Annotated in this window: 11 protein-coding genes and 2 pseudogenes; 10 read left to right on the top strand and 3 right to left on the bottom strand. The window is 71.5% G+C overall.

Annotated features, from left to right (window positions below; genetic code table 11):
* Positions 1 to 28: 28 nt before the first annotated feature.
* Complete coding sequence (gene radA, locus A8W25_RS13735; RefSeq protein ID WP_067160425.1) at positions 29 to 1,438, top strand: DNA repair protein RadA; 1,410 nt, start codon at positions 29 to 31, stop codon at positions 1,436 to 1,438.
* Positions 1,439 to 1,474: 36 nt separating this feature from the next.
* Positions 1,475 to 2,599 (top strand): DNA integrity scanning diadenylate cyclase DisA, encoded by a 1,125-nt coding sequence (gene disA / locus A8W25_RS13740; RefSeq protein WP_067160428.1) that lies wholly within the window; start codon positions 1,475 to 1,477, stop codon positions 2,597 to 2,599.
* A gap of 460 nt (positions 2,600 to 3,059) precedes the next feature.
* Here the strand turns inward: disA and A8W25_RS13745 are convergent, their stop codons facing one another.
* On the bottom strand, positions 3,060 to 3,899 hold the full coding sequence (locus A8W25_RS13745; RefSeq protein ID WP_079126002.1) for a hypothetical protein: 840 nt from the start codon (positions 3,897 to 3,899) through the stop codon (positions 3,060 to 3,062).
* A gap of 112 nt (positions 3,900 to 4,011) precedes the next feature.
* On the opposite strand from A8W25_RS13745, the gene A8W25_RS13750 reads away from it, so the two are divergent.
* The 8 genes and pseudogenes from A8W25_RS13750 to A8W25_RS13785 all read left to right on the top strand — a co-directional run bounded on the left by A8W25_RS13750 (position 4,012) and on the right by A8W25_RS13785 (position 15,697).
* Positions 4,012 to 4,626: a phosphatase PAP2 family protein gene (locus A8W25_RS13750; RefSeq protein ID WP_067160434.1), complete on the top strand. Its 615-nt coding sequence runs from the start codon at positions 4,012 to 4,014 to the stop codon at positions 4,624 to 4,626.
* Between the two features lie 52 nt (positions 4,627 to 4,678).
* Positions 4,679 to 5,590 carry an A/G-specific adenine glycosylase gene (locus A8W25_RS13755; protein ID WP_067160437.1) on the top strand — a complete coding sequence of 304 codons (912 nt, stop codon included), beginning with the start codon at positions 4,679 to 4,681 and terminating at the stop codon, positions 5,588 to 5,590.
* Between the two features lie 361 nt (positions 5,591 to 5,951).
* Positions 5,952 to 6,560 (top strand): SigE family RNA polymerase sigma factor, encoded by a 609-nt coding sequence (locus tag A8W25_RS13760; RefSeq protein ID WP_067160440.1) that lies wholly within the window; start codon positions 5,952 to 5,954, stop codon positions 6,558 to 6,560.
* A gap of 41 nt (positions 6,561 to 6,601) precedes the next feature.
* Entirely contained in the window at positions 6,602 to 7,201 is a 600-nt protein-coding gene (locus A8W25_RS13765; protein WP_067160443.1) for a hypothetical protein, read from the top strand.
* 78 nt (positions 7,202 to 7,279) lie between these two features.
* Entirely contained in the window at positions 7,280 to 7,984 is a 705-nt protein-coding gene (gene cseB / locus A8W25_RS13770; protein ID WP_067160446.1) for a two-component system response regulator CseB, read from the top strand.
* 7 nt (positions 7,985 to 7,991) lie between these two features.
* Positions 7,992 to 9,203: pseudogene (gene cseC, locus A8W25_RS13775) on the top strand (two-component system sensor histidine kinase CseC); the annotation flags it as partial.
* A gap of 195 nt (positions 9,204 to 9,398) precedes the next feature.
* Entirely contained in the window at positions 9,399 to 12,590 is a 3,192-nt protein-coding gene (locus tag A8W25_RS13780) for an NACHT domain-containing protein (RefSeq protein WP_067160449.1), read from the top strand.
* Complete coding sequence (locus A8W25_RS13785; RefSeq protein ID WP_067160452.1) at positions 12,587 to 15,697, top strand: NACHT domain-containing protein; 3,111 nt, start codon at positions 12,587 to 12,589, stop codon at positions 15,695 to 15,697. Before A8W25_RS13780 ends, A8W25_RS13785 begins: the two co-directional genes overlap by 4 nt.
* Positions 15,698 to 15,789: 92 nt before the next feature.
* On the opposite strand, the pseudogene A8W25_RS13790 reads toward A8W25_RS13785, so the two are convergent.
* Both A8W25_RS13790 and A8W25_RS13795 read right to left on the bottom strand, forming a co-directional pair.
* Positions 15,790 to 18,410: pseudogene (locus tag A8W25_RS13790) on the bottom strand (ATP-dependent Clp protease ATP-binding subunit).
* Positions 18,411 to 18,867: 457 nt separating this feature from the next.
* Positions 18,868 to 19,653, bottom strand: a complete 786-nt coding sequence (locus A8W25_RS13795; RefSeq protein WP_067160455.1) for a type III pantothenate kinase — start codon at positions 19,651 to 19,653, stop codon at positions 18,868 to 18,870.

Consider the following 19,653-nt stretch of genomic DNA (forward strand, 5'->3'; position numbering starts at 1 on the left):
TGTCAGTGGTCGCCGCTACGGTGACGTCATGGCTACCCGTACGAAATCCGCGAAGGACCGGCCGTCCTACCGCTGCACCGAATGCGGCTGGACGACCGCCAAGTGGCTCGGCCGCTGCCCCGAGTGCCAGGCATGGGGGACGGTCGAGGAGTACGGCACGCCCGCGGTGCGCACGACGGCGGCGGGCCGGGTCTCCACCGCAGCGCTGCCGATCGGCCAGGTGGACGCCCGCCAGGCCACCGCGCGCTCGACCGGCGTCGACGAGCTGGACCGCGTCCTGGGCGGCGGGCTCGTCCCGGGCGCGGTGGTGCTGCTCGCCGGTGAGCCGGGCGTCGGCAAGTCCACGCTGCTCCTCGACGTGGCCGCCAAGGCGGCCCGCGAGGAGCACCCCACGCTCTATGTGACGGGCGAGGAGTCCGCGAGCCAGGTCCGGCTGCGGGCCGACCGGATCAACGCGCTCAACGACCATCTGTATCTGGCGGCCGAGACGGACCTCTCCGCGGTCCTGGGCCATCTGGACGCGGTCAAGCCGTCCCTGCTCGTCCTGGACTCCGTACAGACGGTGGCCTCTCCGGAGATCGACGGCGCGCCCGGCGGCATGGCCCAGGTGCGCGAGGTGGCGGGCGCGCTGATCCGCGTGTCCAAGGAGCGCGGAATGGCGACGCTCCTGGTCGGCCATGTGACGAAGGACGGCGCGATCGCGGGCCCCCGCCTCCTCGAACACCTCGTGGACGTCGTCCTGTCCTTCGAGGGCGACCGCCACGCGCGCCTGCGCCTGGTGCGCGGAGTGAAGAACCGGTACGGGGCGACGGACGAGGTGGGCTGCTTCGAGCTGCACGACGAGGGCATCACGGGCCTGGCCGACCCGTCCGGCCTCTTCCTCACCCGTCGGGACGAGCCGGTGCCGGGCACCTGTCTGACGGTGACCCTGGAGGGCCGCAGGCCCCTGGTGGCCGAGGTCCAGGCGCTCACCGTGGACTCCCAGATCCCCTCGCCCCGGCGCACCACGTCGGGCCTGGAGACCTCCCGGGTCTCGATGATGCTGGCGGTCCTGGAGCAGCGCGGGCGGATCAGCGCGCTGGGCAAGCGCGACATCTACAGCGCGACGGTCGGCGGTGTGAAGCTCTCCGAGCCCGCGGCGGACCTGGCGATCGCCCTCGCGCTGGCGTCGGCGGCGAGCGACACCCCGCTGCCGAAGAACCTGGTGGCGATCGGTGAGGTGGGGCTCGCGGGCGAGGTCAGAAGGGTGACGGGCGTCCAGCGCCGGCTCGCCGAGGCCCACCGCCTCGGCTTCACGCACGCGCTGGTGCCGTCCGACCCCGGCAAGGTCCCGGCCGGTATGAAGGTCACGGAAGTCGCCGACATGGGGGACGCCCTGCGGGTGCTGCCGCGCGGGCGTCGCGCCGAGGCCCCACGGGGCGAGGAGGAGCGCCGGTAGACTTTGCCGTCGAACGTCTGCGACCGGAGGAGTGCAGTGGCAGCCAACGACCGGGCAGCGGGATCCGGCAAGTCCGGCACAGGCTCCGGCAACGAAGCGCTGATGCGTGCCGCGCTGAGCGCTGTCGCGCCCGGCACCGCACTCCGCGACGGCCTGGAGCGCATCCTCCGGGGCAACACGGGCGGTCTGATCGTCCTCGGCCTCGACAAGACCGTCGACTCGATGTGCACGGGCGGCTTCGTCCTGGACGTCGAGTTCGCCGCGACGCGGCTGCGCGAGCTGTGCAAGCTGGACGGCGCGCTGGTCCTGGACAAGGACATCACCAAGATCCACCGGGCCGGGGTCCAGCTGGTCCCCGACGCGGACATCCCCACCGAGGAGACCGGCACCCGCCACCGCACGGCGGACCGGGTCTCCAAGCAGTGCAACTACCCGGTGGTCTCGGTCTCCCAGTCCATGCGCCTGATCGCGCTGTACGTGAACGGGGAGCGCCGGGTCCTGGAGGAGTCGGCGGCGATCCTCTCGCGCGCCAACCAGGCGCTGGCGACCCTTGAGCGCTACAAGCTGCGCCTGGACGAGGTGGCGGGCACGCTCTCCGCGCTGGAGATCGAGGACCTGGTGACGGTCCGGGACGTCACGGCGGTCGCCCAGCGTCTGGAGATGGTGAGACGGATCGCCACGGAGATCGCCGAGTACGTGGTGGAGCTGGGCACGGACGGGCGGCTGCTCTCCCTCCAGCTCGACGAGCTGATCGCGGGCGTCGAGCCCGAGCGCGAGCTGGTGGTCCGGGACTATGTGCCGGAGCCGACGGCCAAGCGCTCGCGCACGGTGGCCGAGGCGCTGACGGAACTGAACGACCTCACCCACGCGGAGCTGCTCGAACTCCCCATAGTGGCGAGGGCGTTGGGCTACAGCGGCTCCCCCGAGACGCTGGACTCCGCGGTCTCCCCCCGCGGCTACCGCCTCCTGGCGAAGGTCCCCCGCCTGCCCGGCGCGATCATCGAGCGCCTGGTGGAGCACTTCGGTGGCCTCCAGAAGCTGCTGGCCGCCTCGGTGGACGACCTCCAGACGGTCGACGGCGTCGGCGAGGCGCGGGCGCGGAGCGTCCGGGAGGGTCTGTCGCGGTTGGCGGAGTCGTCGATTCTGGAGCGGTACGTGTAGTTGGGCACGCGGTGTTGCCCCCACCCCGCCCGTTCCCTGAAGCCCTGGGCGGGCGGCCGGGTGGTGGTCCGGGATCCCCTACCGGGGACGCTGCCCCCGGCCCCCCTTCTTTTGCCTGCGGCTCCGGCGGGGGCTGACCGCGCGCCCCTTTACGGCCCGGGCTTTGTCTGCGGGCCGGTGGGTGGTTGCTCGCGCAGTTCCCCGCGCCCCTAAGGCACCTCCAGCCCCTCCGGTAGGCACATCCAGCCCCTCCGGCGTTTGAGGAGCGGGGTCCGGGGCGGAGCCCCGTTCCTTTCAGGGGCGCGGGGAACTGCGCGGCCAGCCCCCACCGACCCGCAGGTCACCGCAGCCCCGCCCCTAAGGCACCTCCAGCCCCTCCGGTAGGCACATCCAGCCCCTCCGGCGTTTGAGGAGCGGGGTCCCCACCCCCGGAGGGTCTAGGTGAAGGGGCGGGGAGGGGCTAGTCCTTTGTCAGGGAGAACGGCGCTCGCGCCACCGGCAAGCCCGTTGCCTGTACCTCGAACAGATATGTGCCGGGCGACGGCGCACCCGGCGCCGGCGTCGCGCACTTCGCCGCGCTGCGCGTCCGGTCCCACGCCAGCACCCGCGTGACCGTCCCCTTGCCCGGCACCTGGAACAGCACGCTCCCCGCCCCACCGGGGCAGTCGTCCGAGGCCCACACCTTGCTGTCGCCGGAGTCCGTCACCACCAGGACCGCGCCCTTGGGCCCGAGGTCCGTCTTGCAGGTGGAGTCCGTCGAGTTCTGGACGGAGATCTCGACCCGCGGCTTCTCCCCGGGCGCGTACGCGTTCTTCAGGCTCCGCACCGTCAGCTTCAGCTGACCCGGCGCGCAGACCGGCAGCGAGGACCCCGCGGGCACCTGCCGCGCCGTACCTCCGTCGGAGGAGCCGCCGCCGACGGCGCCCGCGCCGCCTCCGGACGACGAACCCCCGCCGTCCGCGCCCCCGTTGCCGGCGCCGTCGGACGAACCGCCCGTAGCGCCGCCCGAGGAGGAAGAGGAGGAACCGGCGGACGACGAGCCGGAGCCGCCCGGGGTCTCGTCGCGGCCCCCCGGCGCCGTACTGATCGCGGGCCCGGAGCTCCCCGGCCCGGGCGTGATCGAGGGGGCCGGGTGGGCGCCCTTGTCGTTGCCGCTGCCCTTACTGCCGCCTCCGCCACCGGAACTGACGACCCATAGGATCACCACCGCGAGCAGCGCGAGCAAGGACAGCGCGACTGCCCTCCGTCGCCAGTAGATGGAGGAGGGAAGCGGCCCGACCGGATTGCGCAGAGATCCCACGGGCGAAACTCTACGAGAGTTCCGCCCCAACTCCCGCCCCACCCGCCGCTCGCCCTCCGCAACTTTTCCGGATCATCATTCCGGAAGGCGATGTTCCATACTGTCCGTCACCATGGATAGCGATCTCTACCGCGACATCACCGACTTCGCCCACGACACGCCCTCGTGGATGCAGCACTTCGTCGAGCTCTGGACGGAGGTGGGGCTGCTCCTGTTCGGCGTGCTGTTCGTCGTCTGCTGGTGGCGGGCGCGCCGCGCCGGTTCGACGGCGATGGCGCTGGCCCTGCTCGCCCCGCTGGCGACCGCCGCCGCCTACCTCTCCAGCGAGGTGATCAAGTCGCTGGTGGACGAGGAGCGCCCGTGCCGCGCGGTCAAGGGCGCCGCCGCTTCCCTGATCACCTGCCCGGCCAACGGTGACTGGTCGTTCCCGTCCAACCACGCCACCATCGCGGGCGGCGCGGCCGTGGGGCTCGCGCTGGCCTGGCCGCGCATCTGGGCGCTGACCGTGCCGATGGCGCTGGCCATGGCGTTCTCACGGGTGTACGTGGGCGTGCACTATCCGCACGACGTCGCGGTGGGCCTGCTGCTCGGTACGGCCGTCGCCTTCCTCTTCGCCAAGGCCGGTACGCGCCCGGTGCGCTCGCTGGTCGAGTCGATGCGGGCGAGCGGCAACGGCGCGGCCCTCTGGCTGACCGGACCGGGCGCGCCGCTGCACGCCCGCCGCTGAGCGGCCCGCCGTACCCGTCGCACCCCCGTTCCGTGCCAGGATCGGGGGTGCCATGACGACGATGCCGACGACCGACCCCGACACGGTCTCCCCCGACGCTCTCCACACCCCCGTCCTCGGGTGGTTCGACCAGCACGCGCGCGACCTGCCCTGGCGCCGCCCCGAGGCCGGTGCCTGGGGGGTGATGGTCAGCGAGTTCATGCTCCAGCAGACGCCCGTGAGCCGGGTGCTCCCGGTGTACGAGCAGTGGCTGGCCCGCTGGCCGCGCCCGGCCGACCTGGCCGCCGACGCGCCGGGCGAGGCCGTGCGCGCCTGGGGGCGGCTCGGCTACCCGCGCCGCGCGTTGCGGCTGCACGGGGCGGCCGTGGCGATAACGGAACGGCACGGCGGCGACGTGCCGCGCGACCACGGCCAGCTGCTCTCCCTGCCCGGCATCGGCGAGTACACGGCCGCCGCGGTCGCCTCCTTCGCGTACGGACAGCGCCACGCCGTTCTGGACACCAACGTCCGCCGGGTCTTCGCGCGGGCCGTCACCGGCGTCCAGTACCCGCCGAACGCCACCACCGCCGCCGAGCGGCGCCTCGCCCGTGCGCTGCTGCCCGAGGAGGAGGCCCGCGCGGCCCGCTGGGCGGCCGCCTCGATGGAGCTCGGCGCCCTGGTGTGCACGGCTCGTAACGAGGACTGCGGGCGCTGCCCGATCGCCGCGCGCTGCGCCTGGCACCTGGCCGGCAAGCCCGCGCACGACGGCCCGCCGCGCCGCGGCCAGACGTACGCCGGGACCGACCGCCAGGTGCGCGGCAAGCTGCTCGCCGTGCTGCGGGAGGCGGTGGATCCCGTACCGCAGGCCGCGCTGGACGCCGTGTGGCACGAGCCGGTGCAGCGGGCCCGCGCGCTGGACGGGCTGGTCGCGGACGGCCTCGTGGAGCCGCTCGCGGGCGGGGTGTACCGGCTGCCGCTGACGTGAGCCGGTCCGGCCCGTTGTAACGGCCGCCGCCGGCACGTTGTCACTGCTGCCGCCGACCCGATGCGACGGCTGCCGCCGACCTCGCCGGGCCCCTTTCCCGACGGAGTGTCACCGGGCGGGAACTCCCGGTCAGGCAAGGCCTGTTGACCGGGGACGCGACTCTTTCGGATAGCTCTGCGTCACCGAGGGGACACACCTCTACCCCTGGAAAACAGGGGCCAAACCTCCGCTGTTACACAACCGATGGCTCTCCGTGCGCCCCCCGACGGCTGCTCCGCACAGGCCCGTGACAACGGCTCCGTAGGTTCAGTCAGGTAAGTGGGACAGGCAAGGAAAGTCACGGGGACGGAGGCGGTTGGGTATGGCGCACGGCGAGGTGCTCGAGTTCGAAGAGTACGTACGCACCCGGCAGGAGGCCCTGCTGCGCAGCGCCCGGCGGCTCGTTCCGGACCCGGTCGACGCACAGGACCTGCTGCAGACCGCCCTGGCCCGTACGTACGGCCGCTGGGACGGCATCGCCGACAAGGCGCTCGCCGACGCGTATCTGCGCCGCGTGATGATCAACACGCGGACCGAGTGGTGGCGCGCCCGCAAGCTGGAGGAGGTGCCCACCGAGCAGCTGCCGGACGCGCGCATCGAGGACGGCTCCGAGCAGCGCGCCGACCGCGCCCTCCTGATGGACGTACTGAAAGTCCTGGCGCCCAAGCAGCGCAGCGTCGTGGTGCTGCGACACTGGGAGCAGATGAGCACGGAGGAGACCGCCGCGGCCCTCGGGATGTCGGCGGGTACCGTCAAGAGCACGCTGCACCGGGCACTGGCCCGGCTCCGGCAGGAGCTGGAGAGCCGCGAGCTTGACTTCCACGCGCTCGGCAACGCTGATGGACGTGACGGCCGGGTGGGCCGTCAGGCCGACCGCCGGGTCGGCCGCGACGAGCGCGACGAAAAGGGGCGGGAGCGGTGCGCGGCCTAGGCAGGGGCAGAGGGGGCGTACTGGCGGCGGGAACCACGGCTGTGGCCGGGCTCGCCGCCTTCGGCCTGCTCGCGACGGGGTGCTCCACGGGGGGCACGGGCACCCGTGACGAGGGCGAGGCGCACACCGACAAGGTCAGCCACGCCTCGCCGACGCCGACCGCGGCCACCGAGGCGCCCTTCAAGAAGGTCAACGCCGTACGGCTGCTCAAGGCGGACCCCAAGGTCAGCGAGCGCGTCAAGGCGGATCTGAAGCCCTGCGTGAAGGACGAGTACCCGATCGACGTCAGTTACGGGCACATCACCGGCGCCACCGGCCAGGACGTCGTGGTGAACGTGATGACCTGCGGAGACGCCGTGGGGCTCGGCGCCTATGTGTACCGCGAGGACGGCTCCTCGTACGACAATGTCTTCACCTCCGAGGAGGCGCCCGTCTACGCGGAGATCGACCGCGGCGACCTGGTGGTGACCCGGCAGATGTACGCCAAGGGCGACAAGCCGGCCTTCGCCTCCAGCGAGATCGTGACGACCTACCGGTGGTCGGGTACCAAGTTCGCCAAGCACGATCAGGTGGAGAACGACTTCAGCAAGGCCGTCGGGAACGACGAGGGGACCGAGGCGCCCGTGCCTCCCTCACCCTGACGGGTCCGGGCCCGACCGGCCCGGTCCTGACTAGCCTGGTCCTGACCGCCCGCACCCGTACGAACTGAGAGCAGCACGATGGCCGAGACCCATGTCCTGTTCGTCGAGGACGACGACGTCATCCGTGAAGCCACCCAGCTCGCGCTGGAGCGCGACGGCTTCACCGTGACCGCCATGCCCGACGGGCTCTCCGGCCTGGAGGCCTTCCGCGCCGACCAGCCCGACATCGCGCTGCTCGACGTGATGCTGCCGGGTCTGGACGGGGTGAGCCTGTGCCGCCGTATCCGCGACGAGTCGACCGTCCCCGTCATCATGCTGTCCGCGCGCGCCGACTCGATCGATGTCGTGCTCGGGCTTGAGGCGGGCGCCGACGACTATGTGACCAAGCCCTTCGACGGGGCCGTGCTCGTCGCCCGGATCCGCGCCGTACTGCGACGCTTCGGGCACGCGGGCGGGCCCGGCGCGGGCGCCGCCGAGGCGGACGGGGAGCCCGAGCGCGGGGTCCTCGCCTTCGGCGACCTGGAGGTCGACACCGAGGGCATGGAGGTCCGCAAGGGCGGCGAGACCGTCGCCCTGACCCCGACCGAGATGCGGCTGCTCCTGGAGTTCTCCTCGGCGCCCGGTACCGTCCTGTCCCGCGACAAGCTCCTTGAGCGGGTGTGGGATTACGGCTGGGGCGGTGACACGCGCGTGGTGGACGTCCATGTGCAGCGGCTGCGTACGAAGATCGGGCAGGACCGGATCGAGACCGTGCGTGGCTTCGGCTACAAACTGAAGGCGTGAGGCGCGAGTGAGGCGGCCCGCCCTGCGGACCGGTGTCCGCTGGAAGATCAGTATCGCCATCACCGCCGTCGGGGCGCTGACCGTGATGGCGCTCAGCCTCGTCGTGCACAACGCGGCGCGGGTCTCGATGCTCGACAACGCGCGCGACCTGCAGCTCGACCGTGTGCTGTTCGCCCAGCGCATCTACGAGACGAGCAAGCCGCCGACGACGCCGCGGTTCGGCGCGAAGCTCAACGATCCGGCGCTGCCGGCCGATCTCAAGGCCAAGACGGACCGGGGGCGCAAGGCCACGTCCGTGCAGGAGCCGAAGAACGGCGTGCCGGACATCTGGGCTGCCGTGCCGGTCGGCAACGGTGACGTCCTGTCCCTGCACAGCACGTTCACCGACCGCAGCTCCAACGTCATCTCCGACCTCGACCGGGCGCTGGTCATCGGGTCCGTCGCGGTCGTGTTCGGCGGGTGCGCCCTTGGCATCCTGATCGGCGGTCAGATCTCGCGGCGGCTGCGGAAGGCCGCGGCGGCGGCGACGAAGGTGGCCGAGGGGCATACGGACGTACGGGTGCGGGACGCGATCGGGGGGGTCGTGCGCGATGAGACGGACGAGCTGGCCCGGGCGGTCGACGCGCTGACGGACGCGCTCCAGGAGCGGCTGGAGGCGGAGCGCCGGGTCACGGCGGACATCGCGCACGAGTTGCGTACGCCGGTGACGGGGCTGCTGACGGCGGCGGAGCTGCTGCCTCCGGGGCGGCCGACCGAGCTGGTACGGAACCGGGCCCAGGCGATGCGGACGCTGGTGGAGGACGTGCTGGAGGTGGCCCGGCTGGACAGTGCGTCGGAGCGGGCGGAGCTCCAGGAGATCGCGCTGGGCGAGTTCGTGAGCCGGCGGGTTTCGCTGCTGGATCCGGATGTGACGGTGCGGGTGGTCCACGAGTCCTGGGTGAACACCGATCCCCGGCGGCTTGAGCGGATCCTGGGGAATCTGCTGGGGAACGCGGCGAAGCACGGGAAGGGGCCGGTGGAGGTCACGGTGGAGGGGCGTGTGGTGCGGGTCCGCGACCACGGTCCCGGCTTCCCGGAGGCACTGCTGCGGGAGGGGCCGAGCCGGTTCCGTACGGGCAGCAGCGACCGGGCGGGCCACGGGCACGGCCTGGGCCTGACGATCGCGGCGGGCCAGGCGCGGGTGCTGGGGGCGCGCCTGACGTTCCGCCCATCCCGCCCCAAAACGCCCATCTACTAATGAAAGCCGTATCGATCACCCGGGGAATTCGGTCCGGGCACGGGTCAACGGCTGCTATCCGCCGTAGTAGGCCGGTGGCGGGCTGTGCGCCTTGTCACCGCGGGGCCCGGTCGGGCGGGACCTAAGTCCTTCCTTTTCGGGACCAAGGTCCCGTGACCACGGCTACGCTGGCGCGTCGTGGAACCCGGACTGTTAGCCGCCAAAGTCGCCTCCGCCGCCGTCGCCCCGCTGATCCGCAGGCTCTTCACCGCCGAACCGGCCGGTGCCGCCCTGGTCGACCGGCCCGTCCGGATCTCCTCGTACGTCTCCTTCCGGGGCGAGAAACGCACGCTCGGCCAGGCGGATCTGCGCACCCTCGCCGCCAAGCTGGTCAGGGCCGCCGTGCGGTCCGGTGAGCGGCCGGTCCCGGCCGACGAGGAGCGGGCCGTGGCCGACGCGCTCGCCCGGACCCTCTACGCGCTGGGCGAGCTCACCCTCAGCGACGCCGAGGCGGTCGCCCTGGGCCACCGGGAGCTCGCCCGCGCGCTGCGCCGCGCGGGCGACCACCCCGAGCGCCACCTCTCCGCCGACGCCACCCACTTCTACGAGGGCCTGCTCGACACCACCTGTCTGCACGTCCTGAACTTCTTCACCCAGCGCTCCACCTTCGTGGCCGCCACCCTCGTCGAGCAGAGCCGCCGGCAGAGCGAGCTCATCGCGCGCGTGGACGAGCTGATCGCCCGGTCGCCCCGTCCTGACGCGCAGGACAGTGCCTTCGAGGCGCGCTATCTCGCGCATCTGGCGAAGAAGCACGGCAAGGTGACCATCTACGGGATCGATCTCGCCAACTCGCCCCGCAAGTGGCCGCTGGACACCGCCTATCTGCGGCTGGAGGTGGTGGGCCGCGCCGCCAGGCCCTGGCGCACGCGCGAGGAGCGCACGCCGGTGCCGGGCGCCGTGAGCGCCGAGGAGGACTTCACTCCCCGCCCCGCCGACCGCGTACTCGCCGACCACGAGCGCGTACTGCTGCGCGGCGAGGCCGGGTCCGGCAAGACCACGCTCGTCCAGTGGCTCGCCCTGTCCGCCGCGCGCGACGACCTCGGCCACGGGACCGCGTACCTCTACGACCGCGTCCCCTACGTCCTGCCGCTGCGCACCCTCACCCGCCACGGCGCCCGGCTGCCCGCGCCCCAGGACTTCCTGGCCGCCGTCGGCTCGCCGCTCGCGGGCGAGCAGCCGCCCGGCTGGGAGGCCAGGGTCCTGGCGGACGCGCGCGGGCTGCTCCTGGTCGACGGCATCGACGAGATCCCGGATACCGAGCGGGCCGCCACGCGCGCGTGGCTGGGCGACCTCATCGAGGCCTACCCCGGCAACCGCTGGCTGGTCACCTCGCGCCCCTCGGCGGTGGGCGAGGACTGGCTCGGCGAGGAGGACTTCACCGAGCTCACGCTCTGCCCGATGAGCCCCGCGGACGTGGCCGCCTTCGTCCGGCGCTGGCACACGGCCGCCCGGACCGGCGCGGACGACGACGGCGAGCTCACCGCGTACGAGAGCCAGCTCCTCGACGCCGTGCGCGCCAAACCGGACCTCGGGCGCCTGGCCACCAACCCGCTGATGTGCGGCCTGATCTGCGCCCTCCACCGCGACCGGCGCGGCTTCCTGCCGTACGGCCGCAAGGACCTGTACGACGCGGCGCTCTCCATGCTGCTGATCCGCCGCGACCGCGAGCGCGACATGCGGGTGCCCGAGCGCCGCCAGGAGCCGCAGATCCAGCTGCTCCAGCAGCTCGCGTACTGGCTGATCCGCAACGGCCGCACCGAGATGGACCGCAGCCGCGCCGAGACGGTCATCGCGGATCTGCTCCCCTCCGTACCGGAACTCGCCGAGCTCGGCGACGCGCGGGCCGTCTTCGAGCACTTCCTGCACCGCTCCGGTCTGCTGCGCGAACCGGCCCCCGGCACCGTCGACTTCATCCACCGCACCTTCCAGGACTACCTCGGCGCCCGGGCCGCCGTGGAGGCCGGCGACCTGGGGCTGCTCGTCGCCCACTCCGCCGACGACCAGTGGGAGGACGTCATCCGCATGGCCGTCGCCCACGCGCGCCCGCGCGAGCGCGTGGAGCTGTTCGAGGAACTGCTGAAGCACGGCGCCTCGACCGCCGACACCAGGACGCGCACCCGGGTCCATCTGCTCGCTGCCACCTGTCTGGAGCACGCGGCCGAACTCGCGGCCGGGGTACGGGCGGAGGTCGAGGCACGCACGGCCGAGCTGATCCCGCCGCGCGACCTCGTGGGAGCGCGGGCGCTCGCCTCGGCCGGGCCGATGATCCTCGACCTGCTGCCGGGCCCCGAGGGGCTGGAGAAGCACACGGCCGAGCTGGTCGTCACCGCCGCCTCGCACGTGGAGTCGGAGCGCGCGATCCCGTTCCTGGCCCGCTTCGGCCGCCACCCCGCACGGCGGGTCAGGGCCCAGCTCGTCTGGTCCTGGGGCCGGTTCGACACCCGGCAGTACGCGGACGAGGTCGTCGCCGGGATCGACCCCGAGGGCATCCTCTTCACGGTCACCTCCGAAGAGCAGCTGCGCGCCCTGCGGGCCCTGGGCACCCGCGCCGGGCTGGAGGCGCGTGGCGACCTCACGGCGCGGGCGCTGAGCGCGTACGCCGGCGAGGCCTCCCTCACCCGGGTACGGCTCAGCGAGAACTCCCTCCTGGAGGACCTGTCCTTCCTCGCGGGCCCGCATCCGCTCACCGACCTGAGCGTGTACGACTGCGACCGGCTCACCGATCTGTCGGGGCTGCGGGGCAAGCCGCTGAGGGGGCTCTCGCTGACCCGCGTCGGCAACGCGGACCTCGGTGCCCTGCGCTCGCTGCACCACCTCCGCTCGCTCGCCCTGAGCGGCGACCGGCTGAGCTGGACGCCCGCCTCGCTCCCGGCGGCGGCCCCGCTGGAGTCGCTCGACGTCACCGGGGCGGCGGCGGCCGACCTGCGGGGGCTCGCCGACAGTGCCAAAGCCCTGACCAGCCTCTACCTCGGTCCCTGGAGCAGCCCCGAGTATCCCGAGGAATGGGCGGAGCTGGCCCGTGTCCCCCGGCTGCGCGCCCTCCAGGTGACGGGCGCGTCCCTGGCCGCCGCGCCCGCCGGGCTCGCCCTGCCGTCCGTGTTCCAGCTCTTCCTGACCGACCAGGTGCCACCCGAGGCCTTCGCCGGGCTCGCGGAGCTCTTCCCCCGTCTGCACGTCCTGAACCTGTGGGCGAACCAGCCGGAGTACGACCTGCGCCGGCTCACGGCACCGCCGATGCTCCTCCACATCGACTCGCGCCGCCCGCTGCTCGGAACGGACCGGATCCCGGACGGCGTCCGGGTGATCACCAACGGGACGGTGACGGCGTGAGCGGTCCCGTCGGCTCCCGCCACATCGTGGCCGTGTTCGGCGCGATGCAGGGCACGGGCGTGCTGATCGGCCCCGGGCTCGTGCTCACCTGCGCGCACCTCGGGCTCGGCAGCCGGCAGACGGTCCAGATCCCCGGGCTGCCCGGGGAGACCATCTGCCACCTGGTCTGGCAGAACAAGGACCTCGACGCCGCGCTGCTGTGGTGCGAGCCCGATTGGGGGCGGCTGTCACCGCCCGGCGGCGCCCGGCTCGGCGTGGTCGCCTCCGAACGGCCGCTGCCCTACTGCGAGATCATCGGGTTCCCGGCCGTCCAATGGCACGACGGCAACCGGATGGACCTCGACCAGTTCACCGGGACCCTCCTGCCCGCCGCGGGGCGCCTCCGCCAGAAGCTGACCTTCGAGTTCGACCGGCCGCCCGCCAGAGAGCGGCGCGACGGCAGGTCTCCGCTCGCCGGGCTCTCCGGCGCGCCCGTGTTCATGGGCGGCACGGTGGTCGGCCTGGCCAGCAAGGTGCCCGACGGGCGCGGCCACCGGCGTGTGGAGTGCGTGCCGCTGGCGGCCCTCGTCGCGGACGAGGGCTTCACCGGCTGGTGCGCCGACCACGACGTGCCCGTGACCTCCCTGCCCGAGGTCACCGCCGAGTACGGGGACGACCTCGCGTACGAGGAGGAGTACGCCAAGGCCCTGCGCGCCCAGTACCGCCGTAGCCGGATCTTCGGGCTGGACGAGCTGAACCGGCACGACGCGGAGTGGGACCTGGACACCGCGTATCTGAGCCTGGAGGCGCAGTCGAAGGGCCACGGGGCGCTCGGGATGCCCGACGTCGGGGCGCCCCAGCGCATCGACGCACTGCTCGCCTCCCGCCCGCGCGTCCTGCTGCGGGGCGATGCGGGCGCGGGCAAGACGACCCTGGTGTGGTGGCTGGCCGCGCACGCGGCGGCGGGCACGCTGGGGCCCCAACTGGCCGAGCTGAACGGCCTGGTGCCGTTCGTGGTGCCGCTGCGCACCCTGCGCGCCCAGGGCGGCGCCTACCCGCTGCCCGGCCAACTCCCGTACGCCGCACGGCTGGTGATCGACGGGGCACCGGAGGGCTGGGCCGCCCGGGTCCTGAAGAGCGGGCGGGCGATGCTGCTCGTGGACGGGCTCGACGAGGTGCCCCAGGACGACCGCGAGGAGGCCCACCGCTGGCTCTCCAACCTCCTTGAGCGCTATCCGCTGGTGCGCTGCGTGGCGACCGTACGGCCGCTCGCGGTGGAGCCGGGGTGGCTGCGGCGGGCCGACTTCGAGGAGCTGCGGCTGCTGCCGATGCGGGACGAGGACATCCAGGCGTTCGTGGCCGCCTGGCACCGGGCGGCCCGCCTCGACAGCGATCCGCAGGAGCCGCTCGACGAGCTGGAGCGGGACCTCGCCCATCAGTTCCGCACCAACGCGACGCTGGCCGCCCTCGCCCGTACGCCCCTGCTCTGCGCGGTCATCTGCGCCCTGCACCGGCTGCGCCAGGGCTTCCTGCCGAAGACCCGCTGGGACCTGTACCAGTCGGCCCTGCGCATGCTCCTCGGCGACCGCGACGAGCGCCGCAAGGTGGGCGCGCCGGAGCGGATCACCCTCACGGTGGAGGAGTCGACACAGCTCCTCCAGCGGATCGCGGTGTGGCTGGTCCGCGAGGGCCAGACGGAGTTCACGGCCGAACAGGCGCTGCTGCAGATCGGGCGGGCGCTGCGGGGGATGGACCGGGTACGGGCGCAGGGCACCCAGGACGCGGTCCTGCGCCACCTCCTGAACCGCAGCGGCCTGCTCCAGGAACGCGGCAGCGACGTCTACCAGTTCACCCACCGCACCTTCCAGGACTTCCTGGCGGCGAAGGAACTGGTCGAGGACGACCACATCAAGGAACTGGTCCGGCATGCGGGGGAGGAACAGTGGCAGGACGTGATCCTGCTGGCAGCGGGGCACTGCGGACGCGGACAACTTCCGCAGTTGGTTGCCGGGCTGCTGAGAGCGAGGGGAAAACGGGCCTATGAAGCCCATGTACTGGCCGCGCTCTGCGCCCAGCACGCGGCTTGGCTCGATGAGCAGACCACCGAGCGGGTGAGGCGGAGCATCGCGGCCTTGCTGCCACCGACGGATCGGTATATGAGTACCATGCTTTCCCGCCTTGGGCCGACGCTGCTCCCGCAGGTGCCCGCCCCGGGCGACATGCGGCTGGATTCCTCGGCGATTTCCGGGATCGCCGTGCTGATCAGCAGCATCGGCGGAGCCGAGGCGATCCCTTACGCACGGGCCTGGGCCTCTCACAGCCCCATGGCGGCGAGTGAGTTCGCGAGGGAATGGAACCGCTATCCCACGGGCGCCTACGCGCGCGAAGTGCTGTCGCGGATCCCCTGGGTAGGCCTCACCCTGCACCTCACGTCGAAAGACCAGCTGGCAGAGCTTCGCGGCCTCCCTGCCGTCCAGAACGTGACCATCGCAGGTGACTTCACCACCGAGGAGCTGTCCCTCTCCCTGGAGAACGTGTCGCTGCACTCCGCCCAAGTGGTGTCCAACAACGCCGTGTCCAGCCTTTCCTTCCTTCGTGGCGTCCGGGGGCTCCGCCAGTTGTCCGTTTCGCGCTGCCCCCGGCTTGAGGACTTCTCCGCTCTCACGGGGCTTACCGCCCTCGACTTCCTCTCCCTCTCCGGGGCGGGAACCCGTGGACTGGCAGCGGTACCGGTACATACCGGAGTATCGAGAATGTCCGTCGATGTGCTGGAAGACCCGACAGGGCTGAAGGACTGGCGGAGCCTGTCGTATTTGTCAGTGCGCCGGACGCCGGACCTCCACGCTCTCCTCGCCCAGGTGGCGAGAATGCCCGGGCTCACCGCCTTGGACCTCCAGATCTCCTCACTTCGGGACCTCCGCGGCGGCTCTCCCTGCCCCGGAGTCCGCGACGTCCGTCTGCAGGTCCTCCGTCAGCTCGACGAATGCCGCCTACTGCTCCCGCTGTTCCCCTCGATGGAGACGCTGCGCCTCATCCTGCTCTCGAACAGGGACCTGGACCGTGAAGGACTCAAAGGCCTGCGCTCCCTCCCCAACGTGAAGGTCACCGTGGACGGCCGCGCCCTCTAGCCGTACGTACGGAAAAAGGGGCTGCCCCGGCCCGTACGGACGACAACGCGTCCATACAGCCGGGGCAGCCCCTCAAGACGAGCCCCTGGAGGCTACGCCTCCTTGCTCAGGTTCGGGCCGGCGCCGCCGGCCGCCTGCTCGATCGGGGGGACGTCGGGCAGCGCCGACTTCTCCTCGCCTCGGAAGGTGAAGCTCTTCGCCTCGCCCTCGCCCTCGGTGTCGACGACCACGATGTGACCGGGGCGCAGCTCACCGAAGAGGATCTTCTCGGAGAGGATGTCCTCGATCTCCCGCTGGATCGTCCGGCGCAGCGGCCGGGCGCCCATGATCGGGTCGTAGCCCTTCTTCGCCAGGAGCGACTTCGCGTCCGCGCTGAGCTCGATGCCCATGTCGCGGTCCTTCAGACGCTCGTCCACCTTGGCGACCATGAGGTCGACGATCTGGATGATGTCTTCCTCGGTGAGCTGGTGGAAGACCACCGTGTCGTCGACACGGTTCAGGAACTCGGGGCGGAAGTGCTGCTTCAGCTCCTCGTTGACCTTGGCCTTCATCCGCTCGTAGCCGGTCTTCACATCGCCCTGGGCGGCGAAGCCCAGGTTGAAGCCCTTGGAGATGTCCCGGGTGCCGAGGTTCGTGGTCATGATGATGACCGTGTTCTTGAAGTCGACGACCCGGCCCTGGGAGTCGGTCAGACGACCGTCCTCCAGGATCTGGAGCAGGGAATTGAAGATGTCCGGGTGGGCCTTTTCGACCTCGTCGAAGAGGACGACGGAGAACGGCTTCCGGCGGACCTTCTCGGTCAGCTGGCCGCCCTCTTCGTAACCCACGTATCCGGGCGGGGAACCGAAGAGGCGCGAGACCGTGTGCTTCTCGCTGAACTCCGACATGTCGAGGGAGATCAGCGCGTCCTCGTCGCCGAAGAGGAATTCGGCGAGCGTCTTGGAGAGCTCGGTCTTACCGACACCGGACGGGCCGGCGAAGATGAACGAGCCACCGGGGCGCTTCGGGTCCTTCAGAGGAATTCGGCGAGCGTCTTGGAGAGCTCGGTCTTACCGACACCGGACGGGCCGGCGAAGATGAACGAGCCACCGGGGCGCTTCGGGTCCTTCAGACCCGCACGGGTGCGGCGGATGGCCTGGGAGAGCGCCTTGATGGCGTCCTTCTGGCCGATGACGCGCTTGTGGAGCTCGTCTTCCATACGGAGCAGTCGCGAGGACTCCTCCTCCGTGAGCTTGAAGACGGGAATGCCGGTCGCGGTCGCGAGGACCTCGGCGATGAGCTCGCCGTCGACCTCGGCGACGACGTCCATGTCGCCGGCCTTCCACTCCTTCTCGCGCTTGGCCTTCGCGGCGAGCAGCTGCTTCTCCTTGTCGCGGAGAGAGGCCGCCTTCTCGAAGTCCTGGGAGTCGATGGCCGACTCCTTGTCGCGGCGCACGCCCGCGATCTTCTCGTCGAACTCGCGGAGGTCCGGCGGCGCGGTCATCCGGCGGATGCGCATCCGGGAGCCGGCCTCGTCGATCAGGTCGATCGCCTTGTCCGGCAGGAAGCGGTCCGAGATGTACCGGTCGGCCAGCGTCGCGGCCTGGACCAGCGCCTCGTCCGTGATGGACACGCGGTGGTGGGCCTCGTACCGGTCGCGCAGACCCTTGAGGATCTCGATGGTGTGCGGCAGCGACGGCTCGGCGACCTGGATGGGCTGGAAGCGGCGCTCAAGGGCCGCGTCCTTCTCCAGGTGCTTGCGGTACTCGTCGAGCGTGGTGGCACCGATGGTCTGGAGCTCACCGCGGGCCAGCATCGGCTTCAGGATCGAGGCCGCGTCGATGGCGCCCTCGGCGGCACCCGCACCCACGAGCGTGTGCAGCTCGTCGATGAACAGGATGATGTCGCCGCGGGTGCGGATCTCCTTGAGGACCTTCTTCAGGCGCTCCTCGAAGTCACCGCGGTAGCGCGAGCCGGCGACCAGCGCGCCCAGGTCCAGGGTGTAGAGGTGCTTGTCCTTGAGGGTCTCGGGCACCTCGCCCTTGACGATGGCCTGCGCCAGGCCCTCGACGACGGCGGTCTTGCCGACGCCGGGCTCGCCGATGAGCACCGGGTTGTTCTTGGTACGGCGGGACAGCACCTGCATGACCCGCTCGATCTCCTTCTCGCGCCCGATGACCGGGTCGAGCTTGGACTCACGAGCGGCCTGGGTGAGGTTCCGGCCGAACTGGTCGAGGACGAGGGAGGTCGAAGGCGTGCCCTCGGCCGGGCCGCCCGCGGTGGCGGCTTCCTTGCCCTGGTAGCCGGAGAGCAGCTGGATGACCTGCTGCCGCACCCGGTTGAGATCGGCGCCCAGCTTCACGAGGACCTGGGCGGCGACGCCCTCGCCCTCGCGGATCAGGCCGAGCAGGATGTGCTCGGTGCCGATGTAGTTGTGGCCGAGCTGGAGGGCCTCGCGGAGCGACAGCTCCAGGACCTTCTTGGCACGCGGCGTGAAGGGGATGTGACCGGACGGGGCCTGCTGGCCCTGGCCGATGATCTCCTCCACCTGCTGGCGGACCGCCTCAAGAGAAATCCCGAGGCTCTCCAGGGCCTTAGCGGCGACACCCTCACCCTCGTGGATCAGGCCCAGGAGAATGTGCTCGGTGCCGATGTAGTTGTGGTTGAGCATCCGGGCTTCTTCCTGAGCCAGGACGACAACCCGCCGCGCGCGGTCGGTGAACCTCTCGAACATCGTTAATCGCTCCTCAGAGCGGTCGGGCAGTAAGGGGTCGGTCCCCTCCCTGTCCTTCCGCATGCTAGTCCCGTGGGACGGGACAGCTCATTCCAACTGCCGACATCCGACCCGATCACCCCCGCCCAGGCGGGGAAACTTGCTGCCGAACAGTCGACAACTGCTCCAACTCGATGGTGCGAGACGATGTTCCCGCAGGCCAGGCAGATACCCCTGTCTCCAGTACGCCGATGGCGAACGCGAGACGGCCCGGCGAGCTTCTCGCCCCTCCCCACTAGGAATGTCTTACCCGTAAGCACTGACAGTCCATGCGGCGCGCCCCGGTTCCCTCAGCTACGGGCGAACACACTTGCGCCGCCGAATGCTTCCGCGCGCCCCCGTGGCGCCTACGGAACGCATCCGTCCGGAAACTCTGCGTAACTCCAGGGCGTTTCGGGAGTTGCTCCGGTCATGGCCCTCACCGTGCCCTCCCCCGAGCTCTCGGTCCCGCCCGGGCAGGGTGCTCGTCGATCACGTTCGCCTCGCCGAGCACCATCGGCGCAAGCCCCCCCGTCGCGATCACCGTGACGTCGGACGGGTCCCCGCCGGGACCCACCAGCTCGCGGGCCATGCGGGTCACGACCCCGTCGACCTGCCCCGCGAACCCGTACACGATCCCCGCCTGCATCGCCTCGACCGTGTTCTTGCCGATCACCGCCCGCGGCCGGGCCAGTTCGATCTTGCGGAGCTGTGCGCCCTTGACCCCGAGCGCCTCGACCGAGATCTCGATGCCGGGGGCGATCACGCCGCCCGCGTACTCGCCGCGCGCGCTCACCGCGTCGAACGTCGTCGCCGTGCCGAAGTCGACGACGATCGCCGGCCCCCCGTACAGCTCGACCGCCGCGACCGCGTTGATGATGCGGTCCGCGCCGACCTCCTTGGGGTTGTCCATCAGGATCGGGACGCCGGTCTTGATGCCGGGCTCGACCAGGACCGCCGGGACGTCGCCGTAGTAGCGGCGGGTCACCTCGCGCAGCTCGTGCAGCACCGACGGCACCGTCGAGCAGATCGCGATGCCCTCGATGTTGTCGCCCAGCTCCGCCCCGAGCAGCGGGTGCATGCCCATGAGGCCGTTGAGCAGGACCGCCATCTCGTCGGCGGTGCGGCGCGGGTCGGTGGAGATGCGCCAGTGCTCGACGACCTCCTCGCCGTCGAACAGGCCGAGGACCGTGTGCGTGTTGCCTACGTCGATCGTCAGCAGCAT

Origin of the sequence: Streptomyces sp. ERV7, from assembly GCF_001653515.1 — a bacterium.
Classification (GTDB): Bacteria; Actinomycetota; Actinomycetes; order Streptomycetales; family Streptomycetaceae; genus Streptomyces.